This is a genomic window from Neobacillus sp. SRL179 (assembly GCF_984799095.1).
Genome location: NZ_OZ481792.1, coordinates 1,206,033 through 1,219,558, shown reverse-complemented (window position 1 = coordinate 1,219,558; position 13,526 = coordinate 1,206,033). Strand labels below are relative to the sequence as shown.

Annotated in this window: 12 protein-coding genes; 4 read left to right on the top strand and 8 right to left on the bottom strand. The window is 37.5% G+C overall.

Features of this window, described 5'->3' with window-relative positions; all coding sequences use genetic code 11:
• Positions 1-111: 111 nt before the first annotated feature.
• Positions 112-1,077, bottom strand: coding sequence for a DNA-binding transcriptional repressor DeoR (gene deoR / locus AC4E8C_RS05970; protein ID WP_490211031.1), 966 nt, complete (start codon positions 1,075-1,077; stop codon positions 112-114).
• Positions 1,078-1,326: 249 nt separating this feature from the next.
• Here deoR and AC4E8C_RS05965 point away from each other — a divergent pair, with 249 nt between their 5' ends.
• Positions 1,327-3,498, top strand: a complete 2,172-nt coding sequence (locus tag AC4E8C_RS05965) for an MMPL family transporter (RefSeq protein WP_490211029.1) — start codon at positions 1,327-1,329, stop codon at positions 3,496-3,498.
• A 54-nt stretch (positions 3,499-3,552) separates the two neighbouring features.
• Here AC4E8C_RS05965 and AC4E8C_RS05960 read toward each other — a convergent pair whose 3' ends face one another.
• The 5 genes from AC4E8C_RS05960 to AC4E8C_RS05940 are packed head-to-tail and all read right to left on the bottom strand — an operon-like array spanning position 3,553 to position 6,859.
• Positions 3,553-4,107, bottom strand: coding sequence for a 2-oxoacid:ferredoxin oxidoreductase subunit gamma family protein (locus AC4E8C_RS05960; protein WP_490211027.1), 555 nt, complete (start codon positions 4,105-4,107; stop codon positions 3,553-3,555).
• Positions 4,100-4,861 carry a thiamine pyrophosphate-dependent enzyme gene (locus tag AC4E8C_RS05955; RefSeq protein ID WP_490211025.1) on the bottom strand — a complete coding sequence of 254 codons (762 nt, stop codon included), beginning with the start codon at positions 4,859-4,861 and terminating at the stop codon, positions 4,100-4,102. The genes AC4E8C_RS05960 and AC4E8C_RS05955 overlap by 8 nt, the downstream gene beginning before the upstream one ends.
• A complete protein-coding gene (locus AC4E8C_RS05950) occupies positions 4,858-5,922 on the bottom strand; it encodes a 3-methyl-2-oxobutanoate dehydrogenase subunit VorB (RefSeq protein WP_490211023.1) in 1,065 nt (354 codons plus the stop codon). Before AC4E8C_RS05950 ends, AC4E8C_RS05955 begins: the two co-directional genes overlap by 4 nt.
• A gap of 18 nt (positions 5,923-5,940) precedes the next feature.
• The gene (locus tag AC4E8C_RS05945) at positions 5,941-6,171 is read right to left on the bottom strand and encodes a 4Fe-4S dicluster domain-containing protein (protein WP_490211021.1); all 231 of its coding nucleotides are present in this window, start codon (positions 6,169-6,171) and stop codon (positions 5,941-5,943) included.
• A 1-nt stretch (position 6,172) separates the two neighbouring features.
• Entirely contained in the window at positions 6,173-6,859 is a 687-nt protein-coding gene (locus AC4E8C_RS05940) for a hypothetical protein (protein ID WP_490211020.1), read from the bottom strand.
• A 251-nt stretch (positions 6,860-7,110) separates the two neighbouring features.
• Between AC4E8C_RS05940 and AC4E8C_RS05935 the strand changes: the two genes are divergently transcribed.
• On the top strand, positions 7,111-8,229 hold the full coding sequence (locus tag AC4E8C_RS05935) for a metallophosphoesterase (RefSeq protein WP_490211018.1): 1,119 nt from the start codon (positions 7,111-7,113) through the stop codon (positions 8,227-8,229).
• 44 nt (positions 8,230-8,273) lie between these two features.
• Here AC4E8C_RS05935 and AC4E8C_RS05930 read toward each other — a convergent pair whose 3' ends face one another.
• Positions 8,274-9,287 carry a DUF1646 family protein gene (locus AC4E8C_RS05930; protein ID WP_490211016.1) on the bottom strand — a complete coding sequence of 338 codons (1,014 nt, stop codon included), beginning with the start codon at positions 9,285-9,287 and terminating at the stop codon, positions 8,274-8,276.
• A gap of 164 nt (positions 9,288-9,451) precedes the next feature.
• Positions 9,452-10,864 (bottom strand): NADP-dependent phosphogluconate dehydrogenase, encoded by a 1,413-nt coding sequence (gndA, locus tag AC4E8C_RS05925; RefSeq protein ID WP_490211014.1) that lies wholly within the window; start codon positions 10,862-10,864, stop codon positions 9,452-9,454.
• 253 nt (positions 10,865-11,117) lie between these two features.
• Between gndA and AC4E8C_RS05920 the strand changes: the two genes are divergently transcribed.
• On the top strand, positions 11,118-11,780 hold the full coding sequence (locus AC4E8C_RS05920; protein ID WP_490211012.1) for an FMN-dependent NADH-azoreductase: 663 nt from the start codon (positions 11,118-11,120) through the stop codon (positions 11,778-11,780).
• Positions 11,781-11,934: 154 nt separating this feature from the next.
• Complete coding sequence (locus AC4E8C_RS05915) at positions 11,935-13,440, top strand: GGDEF domain-containing protein (RefSeq protein ID WP_490211010.1); 1,506 nt, start codon at positions 11,935-11,937, stop codon at positions 13,438-13,440.
• Positions 13,441-13,526 lie beyond the last annotated feature (86 nt).

Genomic DNA, 13,526 nt, shown 5'->3' with positions numbered 1-13,526 from the left:
TATTATATACAGATTTTTACTTTCTTATTTACAACCTAACTATAGCAAAGGAATTGAACATTTGTAAATAATTAATTGAACAAATGTAAAAATAGGATGCGTTTTTTTCATTTATTCCTGCTTTTCAAGTAAAAATTGAGCGGTAAATTGATCAGTAATTAGGACATTTGCATATTTTCCTTTTAATGCTCCATAAATTCCATCTATTTTATTAGGACCTCCGGCAACCACAATGGAGTATTCCTTCTTACTCAATTCATCAAGATTTACGCCAAGCGTTCGTTCATTGAGGCTTTCATTGCAAATAGCACCATCTTTATCAAAAAAACGTGAACAAATATCCCCTACTGCCTTGCCATATAAGGATTCCATATCACTCTCTGTAAAATAGCCTAATTGAAATAATAAGGAATCTGTTTTAATTGAACCTATCGTAAACAAGGCAATATTGGCTTGTTTGCCTAGCTCTAGGATTTTCCGAATATGCCGATCTGCCTCCATTGCCTGCTTCACCACAACATGGTCCACAATGGCTGGTAATGGAAGATTATGTGGAGTAGTATTATAAGCCTTCCCGAAAAGATACAGGATTTCGGATGCATATGTATTGGTTTCTGCATGACTGACTCCGCCTTTTAATTGAACCACTTTCACATTTTTTACAAACTTCTGTTTCAGTTCAATCGCGATATGATAAAGGGTAGTTCCCCAAGTAACCCCGATGATATCATCATCCTTAATAATCTCATCCAAATACAGTGCGGCCTTTTCTCCCAAGTAGTTTTTGATAATATGGTTCTCATATTGAGGAATAGAGGCAATAATGACTTTTTTTAAATTAAACTTATTTTCTAATTGTGCTGCAAGACTTTCCACATCGTCTATAGGGTCCATAATCTTTATTTGAACAATGCCTTCACTTTTCGCCTGTTGTAGTAGTCGAGATACAGTGGGGCGGGAAACACCCAAGACTTTAGCAATCTCACTTTGGTTATAATCTAATAAATAATACAGTTTGGCTGCCTCAATCACCTTACTCAATTTTTCTCGATCCACTGATATCACCTTGAATGTCATATTTCTCTATATTGTATCAAAAATTTAATACTAATAATAATTTCTTTACATTTGCAAATTACACTTTGAACTTAATTACTTTTTTCTTTGATTTAAAAAGGTGAATGTTCTCTTTTAATTGAGGGGAAAATTCATTAAACAATATTAATCTTTTTACATGATGAAAATAAAACACGAAAAATTCACCGATACCCTTACTGTGTTATGTATACTTATATAGGAATTTAATTCCTAGGAGGAGGCGATACTTTGAAGAAATTAGGCAGGTACATATATAAATACCGAATTTGGGTGCTGATGGGGTGGATCATCGTGATTGGCTTGTTTGGTTTTCTTGCAGCCCAATTACCCACTGTCTTAAGCGGAAATGGATTTGACTTCAAAGGAGAATACAACCAAACAAGAAACCTTTTGGAGTCAGACTTTGGACATCCTAAATCCACTATTCTTCTGGTCTTTGAAAAAAAGAAATCAGTGAGTGATATGCAATTTAGAAACTTTATTGAGGGTACTTTTGAAAATCTAAATAACTTTGAAGCTGCTGAAAAGATCACCACACCATTTGATCACGAGGGAATGGTCAAAGGGCAATATGCCTATGGACTCCTTACTTTTGATAAAAAATCAGATGAGCTCAGCACAGAAATTAAACAATTAAACAAACTCCTCCGTAATAAACAGGGCTTAAAAGTCATTATGACGGGGGAACCGATTATTGTTCGGGATCTAAATATCGCCAGTCAAGAGGATTTAGCCAAAGCGGAAATGATAGGTTTACCGATTGCCTTACTTGTCCTCCTTCTTGCCTTTGGCGGTCTTATTGCGGCTTCACTCCCGATTGTTATCGGTGTGGTCTCCATCATAACCACTATGGGTGCCGTTTATTTCTTTAGTTATGGTGAGCACCTTACCATCTTTATCTTAAATATCATTCCAATGATTGGTCTAGCCCTAAGTATTGATTTTGCCTTATTATTTATTAATCGTTATAAAGAAGAATTAAAAACAAATTCCATTCAACAAGCTATCGAAACAACAGTTGCAACTGCTGGCCGGTCTATCATATTTTCTGGTCTCTGCGTTTTTATTGGCTTATCTGGGCTTTGGTTTATCCAAATTGATATTTTTCAGAATGTGGCCCTTGGTGGAATGACTGTGGTTATGATTTCGGCTCTTTGTGCCTTAACCTTTTTACCAGCACTTTTAGCCATCATCGGGCCAAATATTAATAAGCTTAGTCTTTTTCGTTTATCAGACAAGCAAGAAAGCATCTGGCATAGATTTGCCGTACTGGTGATGCGGCGTCCGATCATCATGGCCATATTAGCTCTAGCTATCCTATTAATCGGATTAATACCTGTTAAGCAAATGGTGTTAGCCATTCCAGGCACAGAGTCTCTACCCTCAAAATACCCTTCTCGTCTTGCTTTAGAAACCTATCAAAAGCAATTTATTGAAAAAGAAAAACGTGACGAAAAAAGGGTGATGATTGTCCTTGAATCATCGGGTTCTATCATAGAAAAAAATAATTTAGCAAAGGTTAGCAACATAATTAAAAAGCTTGAGAATGACTCTTTAGTTAATACAGTTGTTTCCCCCTTCTCTGTAACAGGTATAGAGAATCCTAAACAACTTAATCAATTACTTACACTTAACACGGAAATGACAGCTCCAGTAAAAGATTACTTTATAAGAGACAATAAAATGCTTTTAGAGGTTTATTTAAATACTGGAGAACATTCAGCGGCTGCAAGACAGTGGGTTAGTGATTGGTCTCATAAAGTTTTAGGATTAAACGCCTATTTTGGCGGTTCAATTAAATTTGAACAAGAAATCTTTGCTGAAATATACCAAAAGGCTCCATATGGATTATTATTAATTGTTATTTCAACCTTCTTTATTCTTATGGCTGCCTTTCGTTCCTTACTCATCCCATTAAAAGCAATCATCATGAATGTATTAAGCCTAGGCTGTACATTTGGAATTGTGGTTTGGATTTTCCAGAAGGGACATTTGGGGATCACACCTGTCGATATCGCCTTAATCTTACCCGTTTTCGTTTTCACCCTTGTATTTGGGCTTTCCATGGATTATGAAGTCTTTCTAATCTCCAGAATTCAGGAGTTCTATTTAAGTACTGGTGACAATACCGAGGCAACCATTTCTGGTTTAACCTACACTAGCAAAATTATTACCTCCGCGGCGGCCATTATGATTGTTGTTACAGGGGCATTCGCTTTCACAGGGGTCATGCCGGTCAAGCAGCTGGGTGTAGGCATTGCAATCGCTATTTTTATTGATGCGACCATAGTTAGGATGGTTCTTGTACCTGCCTTGATGAAACTATTAGGTGAATGGAATTGGTGGTTTTTTGGATATAAAAATACACAACAACGAGAACACGGCAAAGAGCCGGCCTAAGTAGTTAGGCTGGCCTTAGAAAGTCACTTTCAATTAAGTGAGCTGCAACACTATTCAACTATTATTACAAATAATAGGGCACAGGGATGCACCCGTTTTTAAAGCCTGCTTGTTAATCCCCAAAAGGTGATGTTTTTCCGTGGAGAGAACCTTTTTTAATGAATCGATAATCGACTCAAACGAAACAATTTTCCGAGACTGCAAAAATGCTCCTAATAAAATCATATTTGCTACACGCGGATTTCCAAGGTCATTAGCAAGATCGGAGGCATTAATTTCGATTATCTCAATATCCTTACGTCTGGATGCTCGCACAACAAGTGACGAGTTTACAAGTAAAAGTCCCCCCGGATGAATCCTCGGTTCAAACTTATCAAAGGATGGATTATTTAATACAATTGCAGTTGAGGGTTTCGTAACGAGCGGTGACCCAACCGGCTCATCACTAACGACAACTGCGCAGTTGGCTGTTCCCCCTCGTTGTTCCGGGCCGTAGGATGGGAGCCACGATACCCCCTTCCCTTCTAGCATACCTGCATAAGCAATAAGCTGTCCCATGGACATAACCCCCTGACCACCAAAACCAGCAATAATAATTTCCTCAAGCATTCGGTAATCCCTCCTCCTTTTCCTTGTAAACACCGAGAGGATAGACAGGAACCATATTATCTTTTATCCATGTGAGCGATTCCGATGGATCGAGCCCCCAGTTTGTTGGACATGTTGACAATACTTCTACCAGGGAGAAACCTAAACCTTTCTTTTGTGTTTCAAATGCTTTCTTGATGGCCTGCTTTGCCTTTTGGATGTGTGGTACATCATGTGCCGAGACTCGTTCAATGTAAGCAGCTCCATCAAGTGTAGCGAGCATTTCGCAGACCTTAATCGGCGACCCTTGGGTACTGACATCGCGGCCATATGGAGTGGTCGCTGTTTTTTGACCAATCAGTGTGGTGGGAGCCATCTGGCCACCTGTCATTCCATAAATAGCATTATTAACGAAGATGACCGTTATATTCTCACCCCTTGCTGCGGCATGAATGACTTCACTTATTCCAATTGAGGCCAAGTCGCCATCACCTTGGTAGGTAAAAACAAAACGGTCAGGTAAAACCCGTTTCACTCCAGTGGCCACTGCTGGCGCTCGGCCATGTGCTGCCTGAGTCATATCACAATTAAAATATTCATACGAAAGCACCGAACATCCGACTGATGCCACACCAATCGTATCTTCTAAAATATCCATTTCATCTAATACTTCACCAACAAGACGATGGATCATACCATGTGTACAGCCAGGACAATAGTGCGTAGGTTTATCAGTCAACCCGCTAGTCTTTTTAAAGATTGTTTTCATTGTCATACAGGAATCCCCCCGGCAACCGAGATGATTTTATCGTAAATTTCTTCTTGAGTTGGGACAACGCCGCCAGTTCGTCCAAAGAAATCTACCGGTGCACAGCCATTGACAGCTAACTTTACATCTTCAATCATTTGCCCGGCACTCATTTCAACGGAAACATATCCTCTTACTTGATTTCTAGTTTCGAAAAACGGTTTTTCGGGGAAAGGCCAAAGGGATATAGGCCTAATTAAACCAACTTTAATGCCACTTTTTCTAGCGCTATTAATAGCATTCATGGTAATTCTTGCCACTGTTCCGAAAGCAACCATGATATAATCTGCGTCATCAGTGAAGTAGGTTTCATAGCGAACTTCATTTTCCTTCATCATGGCAAATTTTTTCTGAAGCTTCCAGTTACGCTTTTCGAGACTTTCCGCATCTAGCTCAAGTGATGTAATAGTTTTAGGACCTCCATCACCACGCGTTCCCGTTGTGGCCCAATCCTTTTTATAATCCCTTTTTTGTATACTTTCTCCAAATTCAACAGGCTCCATCATTTGTCCTAACATGCCATCCCCCATGATGATAACAGGTGTTCGATATTGATCAGCGATATCGAAAGCAACCTGTATTAGTTCTACAATTTCCTGTAAAGTTGCTGGTGCTAATACTGGAATATTGTAATCACCATGCCCGCCGCCTTTTGTTACTTGAAAATAGTCCGATTGTGCTGGTTGAATATTTCCTAACCCTGGACCACCACGGACGATATTACAGATAACAGCAGGGAGTTCTGAACCCACTAAATACGATATCCCTTCTTGCTTTAAACTAAAACCTGGACTTGATGAAGAGGTCATTACTCTCGCCCCAGTACTGGCAGCACCATAAACCATATTAATCGCAGCTATTTCGCTCTCCGCCTGCAGGAACAGACCGCCTACTTCTGAGAGTCTTCTTGCCATATAAGCTACTAGTTCGCTCTGCGGCGTAATTGGATAGCCGAAAAAATACTTACAGCCTGCATGGACAGCTGCTTCCGCGATCACTTCGTTTCCTTTCATTAACACTTTCCCCATTTGTAACGCTCCCTTTCATTACACAGTCTGCAATACTTTTACTGGTTTATAAACTGATATAACAGCATCTGGGCAAATTTGGCCGCATTTTGCACAACTGATACAATGCTCCTGGTCCTTTACTGCAGCCGGACGGTAACCGTTTAGATTGATATAATCTGCTAGAAAAATAACATTGGTTGGACATACCTTGACGCATAGCCCGCAAGACTTGCAATTGTCTTGATTAAAAACGACCCTTTTTTCCATGTCAGTTCTCCTCCATTTCCCAAGGTAATTTCATAAATCTTTCAATAAACACAACTTTATGTGTGTTTGTAAAGTCTTCTGCATCCTCTTTCAATTGATCGGATATCGTAGTACATAGAAGTGGAATGCTAAGCTTTTCAGATACAGTCTTACATAATTGATATCCCCTTGTGATATCCTCGATAGTGGTTTCTCTTCCAATATTTGTATTGTTAATGATTCCTTTTACCTTTAATCGAGCGGCATTCTCAATTTGCCTTATTGTATAAATGGCCCCTTCTAAGGTACTAACATAGGGACGATTACCATTTAGAACAAATAACAAGTCAGGTCTTAATTCATTCCAATCATGATAATATTGCCCCAACGCCATTGCTCCATCTTTATCACCACCTGCATCCACAATTAATCTGTAGCGAGCATCATGCAATACTCGATAGATCTCTCCTGAGACAATCGGCAAATCTGCTGATGCAAGCCGCCCTCTTGGTGCAATCAATTCGACATCATGGGCCCGTAAGATGTCGGCTGCATCTCGCGAACGAAAATAGGGGTTAATGATATCTAGATCATTAATAGCTACTTTTTCATGTTTTAATCTTTCGGTTAAGGCCATATTGATTGCCAATTCTGTTTTTCCGCTTCCAAAATGACCGGATAGAACGGTAATCCTTTTATGTTCATACACTGATAGAGCCACTTCCTTTTCCTTTTTGTAAGCGTTTGCATAAAAAGATGCGTAAATTATTACAACTATAACTCCCCTTAATTATAAATTATCTACAGTCAACACACGTAAAATAAAGACACACTTTCATTGGATTGTCATAATTGATATTTAAATCAGGCGGAATTTATATCCGTTATTGACAGGATATTTTTAAACACACGACTCATACTAAGATTACCTTGAAAGAAAACAGGCTGGAGGGAATTTTAGTGGACAAAATACGAATTCCATTTTTACTTATCATATGTTTTCTAATTTTGCTTAATTTCCCCTTTCCTTCGTTAGCAGGGGAAACTACGCCAGAGAGGCAAGGAAATGTTACTCTGCGTATACTTGAAACCACTGACTTGCATGCTGATTTAATCAATTATGATTACTATCAAACGAAAGTAGATAACCGAATTGGTCTAGTTAAAACGGCTACACTAATACATGAAGCAAGGAGAGAGGTTAAAAATTCATTGTTATTCGATGACGGCGATCATTTGAAAGGAAATCCTCTCGGAGAGTACCTTGCGAGAATAAGAGGCATGCATAAAGGTAAAATCCACCCCGTCTATCGAGCCTTTAATTATTTGCATTATGATGCGATTGCCTTAGGAAATCATGAATTTAATTACGGTCTAACCTTTTTAAATAAGGCCATCAAAGGTGCCAAGATGCCTGTATTAAATGCTAATGTTTTTTCAGTTAAAACTAAAAAACCATACTTTACACCATATGTAATTTTAAAAAGGAATGTAGTGGATGATAATGGCAGGAAACACGAGCTTAAAATTGGGGTTATCGCTTTTATGCCTACCCAAATCATGAGATGGGACAAAGCAAACCTTGAAGGTAAAGTCATTCCTAAGCCAATCGTTGAAACGGCAAAAGATTTTGTCCCGATTATGAAATCTGAAGGCGCTGATATCATTATTGCCCTTGCCCATACTGGTATAAGCAGTGAACCATACAGCCCTGAAACAGAAAATGATGTTTATTATTTAACGAATATTTATGGTATTGATGCAATTCTGGCTGGACATTCACATAGTGTCTTCCCAGGTCCCGCCTATCAGCATTTACCTAATACGAATATGGAAATGGGAGTAATCAATGGAAAGCCAGTCGTAATGGCGGGGGCTTTTGGAAGCAGGCTGGGAATTATTGATTTAGAGCTAAAGCAAATCGCGGGGAAGTGGTCCATTTTATCTAGAAAATCCTTCACTAGACCCATTACAAATGAAAATGGACAATCAATTGTAAAAACAGATCAGCGGTTATATAAATTAGTAAAACCCGAGCATGAGGAAACAGTCGATTTCATAAAGAAGCTAGGGCTGTAAAAAAAGTCAAAACCGAGCTGTACCCGGTTTTGACTTTTTAATTTCTAATAAAAGACAAACAGAACGATAAAGTAGACAGCCATCGTAATTAATCCAACAGGAACACCAAATCGAGCCCATTCTTTACTTGTAATGTTAAGCTTACCTGCGGCAATTATATTGGGAATATTGCCAGGTATTAGCATACCACCACTAATTATTAGACCAAGTAATACAGCCCGAATGGTACTCTCGTCCATTGCTGGACTAATTTCAGCCGCAGCAAGTGTCGCATTATCTAGAATGGCAGAGATCATATTAATCCAGTATAAAAGAAAAGAGTCTAGGCCAAGAATATATTCATTAATTAACGGCTCAAATCCATGCCCAAGAAATGTTAATCCCATGACAAACAAGTAAATTTTTAAGGAGCGAATAATAATTTCTTGATAACTTTCTGTTTTTTGGTCTGCATCTAAACCATTTTTGCTTTCCTGCGGTTTAATTAAAAACAGTGTTAAGAAGCCAAAAATTACAACAGCGGTAATGACTTCTGGACCTATTAATTTTAATAAATAGAAGAAATCCTCATTTAATTTACTGAGGGTGATGGTAGCTAATGGCTCACCAATTGGTGTTAATGCTGCTCCAAGACCAATCGAAAAACATGCTAGCACAGTAAACCGTACTTCAGACTTTCGATCGAGTGGAAGTACATTGATGATAATTACCAATACAATCGCCGCTATGATTGCCGTAATAATGCTTGAAATAAGGCCTAAAAAAATGACGGTTATTGCGAAAAATATCCGTGGTGTCAGGATTCTACTCATTGTTAGAATAGACTTTTCTAATTGAACTTGGCCCCACTTACAAATTAATCCAGCAATTAATACCGCAAGTGTAATATTAATCGGATCAAGTAACGCCTTTTTAATTAAATGTAAATCCATCATTCCACTAATGACAGCTGCCAAAATCCCCATAATAAATAGAAAAATTTCTAAGTTGTGTTCAACTTTTTTCACTAAAAAAGGTAAAAACAAAACCATAAGTAAAATAATAACCAAACCTATCATTGCCCCAGATCCTTTATTCTAAAATTATGTATGATACTTATCCCATTATACACTTTTTGAATAAAACGAAATATTAAAAATATTTTATCCTATTCAAAAAAAGTAAAAATAGAGGCAGAAATATTTCCCTCTTTTTCTGCCTCTATAAATTCTTAACTCACCGTTTATTCCATCCAGTGTGTATGAAAAATACCTTCTTTATCAGTACGCTGATACGTATGTGCACCGAAATAGTCCCGCTGTGCTTGCAATAAATTAGCTGGAAGCGTTTCAGTCCGATAACTATCATAGTAAGCAATCGCACTCGCAAATGAAGGAACTGGAATACCACGCTCAATTGCTACAGAAAGAACTTGACGTAATGCATGCTGGTAGCTCTCCACTATTTCTTTAAAATATGGATCTAATAGAAGGTTGGCTAAGTGAGCGTCACGATCATAAGCATCTTTAATTTTTTGAAGGAATTGAGCACGTATAATACAGCCGCCCCTGAAAATCATTGCTATATCACCGTAGCGAAGATTCCAATCATACTCCTCGGAAGCGACTCGCATTTGCGCAAATCCTTGTGCATAAGAACAAATTTTGCTCATATATAATGCTTTTCGTACAGATTCAATTAGTTCCTCTTTATTCCCGTCGAATGGTTTTACCTTAGGCCCGTTCAACACTTTACTAGCACTTACACGCTCTTCTTTCATTGCAGAGATGAAACGTGCAAAGACTGACTCGGTAATAAGCGGCAGCGGAACACCTAAATCCAAAGCATTTTGACTTGTCCATTTTCCTGTACCCTTTTGTCCTGCTGTATCTAAAATGACATCAACCAAAGGCTTTCCAGTTTCTTCATCGACTTTAGTAAAAATGTCAGCAGTTATTTCAATTAAGTAACTATCTAATTCACCTTTATTCCATTCAGCAAAGACATGATGAAGTTCTTCTGCACTAAGTCCAAGTACATTTTTTAGAATAAAATAAGCTTCAGAAATTAATTGCATATCACCATATTCAATGCCATTATGCACCATTTTCACATAGTGACCGGCACCGTTTGGTCCAATATATGTACAGCACGGATCTCCCTCAACCTTGGCGGAAATTGCCTCTAAAATAGGCTTTACAAGTTCATAAGCTTCTTTTTTTCCACCTGGCATAATAGATGGTCCCTTCAATGCACCTTCTTCACCACCAGAAACGCCTGTTCCAATGAAATGGAATCCGGCTGATTCAAGTTCCTTATTCCGTCTAATGGTGTCCTGGAAGAACGTATTACCACCATCGATTAGGAGATCTCCTTCTTCAAGGAATGGTTTTAAGGACTCAATTGTTGCATCGGTTGCAGCCCCTGCTTTAACCATTAATAAAATTTTTCTAGGCTTTTCTAAGGAGTTTACAAATTCTTCGATGGTTTGGGAACCAACAAAGTTTTTTCCTGCTGCTTCATGTTTTAGAAATTCTTCTGTCTTATCATAGGAGCGATTAAAAACAGCTACAGAATATCCTCTACTTTCTATATTTAGGGCGAGATTTTTCCCCATAACAGCTAATCCAATTACACCAATTTGTTGTTTAGACATTTATATCCCTCTTTCTTTTTTTAGACTTATTCACTTTTGGTTTACCCTTCTTCTTGTAATAGTTTGCTCCAATTGTAAAGTATAACACTTATTAACTGTTTAATATTATTGATAAAGCTTACAAATTTCATGATAAATTTTTTATAATAGTCACTTAATGTTCAAGAACGTCACTTTTTGTTCAATATTAAGCATATTTTTTATTTTATAATAGTTGTATTGATGTAAATTTGTTAAGATGGGTGTGTTTTTTATGGAAAAGTTACTTTATATAACGGCGAATCCAAAGGGTTTAGCGAAATCAAAGGGATTACAAATCGGAGAATCCTTTCTTGAGGCGTTTCGTGAGGACCGTCCCGATGTGGAAATAAAGAAAATAGATTTGTTTGCCTTAGACTTCCCGCAAATGGATGCAGATTTAGTTTCGGCAAGAGGAAAATTAGCTGGTTACGGCTATACACTAGATGAATTAACCGTTTTAGAAAGAGAAAAAATTTTAAAAATGCATGCACTTGCAGATGAATTTATTACTTATGATTACTTTGTATTTGTTTCTCCCATGTGGAATCTAAATTCGCCAGCAATACTAAAAGCCTTTTTGGACAATTTATTTATTTCAGGGAAAACTTTTGCTCACACCCCTGATGGTCCAAAAGGTCTATTATCAAATAAGAAAGCCCTTCATATTCAAACAAGGGGCGGCAAATATATTAATACTCCCCTTCAGGAAATCGAATCAGGGGACAGGTATTTAAAGATTGCCCTCCGCTTTTTAGGGATTGAAGTAATGGATAGCGTAATTGCAGAGGGATTTGATATAAATCCACAAAAGGTACCAGAAATTATTGCTAAAGGTAAAGCACATGCAAGAATAGCAGCGAAAGAATTAGCTAAGGGTTTAGCGATGCATATGTAAAGACATACAAAAGGCTTCCTTTTTCTAGGAAGCCTTTTTGTTAAATAGTTTTACTCTTATACAATACAGGGATTATATTATATAATAACAATGGTTTCAAAATTTTAAAATTTACCTGCTTATCACCAACATTATTAATTATCAGGGGACTCTAATGTTAAAAGACTTTATTTCAAATGCTGCTCTCTTAATTGCTTCTTTTTCCATTATGGGAGTGTTATTTAAAGATAAGCCATTGTATGTTACCTCACCATTATCCTCAAAATTATACTGGGGTCTTTGTTTTGGCCTGCTAGGGAATATATTAATGTCTTTCAGTATTCAAATTAATGCAACGACTATTGCAGATTTACGGCATTTAGCCATTGTGATTGCAGCGGCTTTTGGCGGTGTGATCCCTGCTTTATTTGCAGCCCTTCTCATTTCTTTAGGAAGAATAATTCTGTTTGGTTTTAATTCTTCAGCTCTCCTTCCATCCGCAGGAGCCATTCTGATTGGCCTGTTTTGTGGTTTGATATCTAAGCTGAACATTAGTCGCACCTATAAGGCTTTCATAATGAATTTAATCGGATTGTTCATTATCTCAATTATTTTTGCCATTGGGATTGACGATTATCTAATTTTAAAGAATGTTTTAACCCTTCATTATCTTATCTCTTTATTGGGTGGTTTTATTGCGTATCATTTTTTTGTGTTTGTAGTTGATTCAAATGAAGCTCAAAATCAATTGAAACAAAGCTTAACTAAATTAAAAGAAACTGAGGAGCGCTTCCGTTTAATCGCAGAAAACTCAAGTGACATGATTACCATGCACAATGAAATGTCAGAGTACATATACATCTCACCAGCCGTTAAGGAAATCATCCATTTTGAATACCCAGAATTATTAGGTGAAAAAATGGAGAACTTCATTCATTCCGAAGACATAAAACGGACAAATGAAATGTTTGCAAAAGCAATAAATGAAGGAGATGCTGAGTGCACTTATCGATATCGCTCAAAATTTGGCGATTACGTATGGATCGAATCGACTTTAAAAAGCGTTCCATTTCAAGCAGATGGTACGAAGCGAGTTATCAATGTTTCAAGAAATATTACCGATCGAAAATTGACGGAGCAAAGGTTACAAGAAGCTAATGAGCTGCTAAACCGACTATCCTATATGGACGGTTTAACTGGCATTGCGAATCGACGTTATTTTGATGAAGTGCTCAAAAAGGAATGGTTAAAGGCTTATCGGACCAAATTACCATTAACCTTGCTGATGTTCGATATTGATTATTTTAAAAAGTTTAATGATACATATGGACACTTACAAGGTGATGCTTGCTTACAATTGGTTGCAGAGACTATAAATGATTTAGTTGAAGAAAAGCCTAGGTATACGTTTTGCCGTTATGGAGGAGAAGAATTTTCTCTAGTCTTACCTGAAACCAAAACCGAGGACGGAATAAGAATGGCGCAGCGAATTCATGAGCGAATTCAGTCACTTAAAATTCCCCACAAAAGCTCTGAGATTGCTGAAATTATCACACTTAGTATTGGGTTATCTACAATAGTTCCTATTTCAACTGAATCACCAGAATTGCTTATTAAAGCAGCGGATTCTGCCTTGTATTTATCCAAAACAAACGGTAGAAACAAAATTTCAATCCATTGATAAATGTAGGAAGGATTGAGGAAAACTACTCCACAATCCCTCCTATTTTTTATTTCTAGCTAATTTTTCTAAATATTTTGCGAATT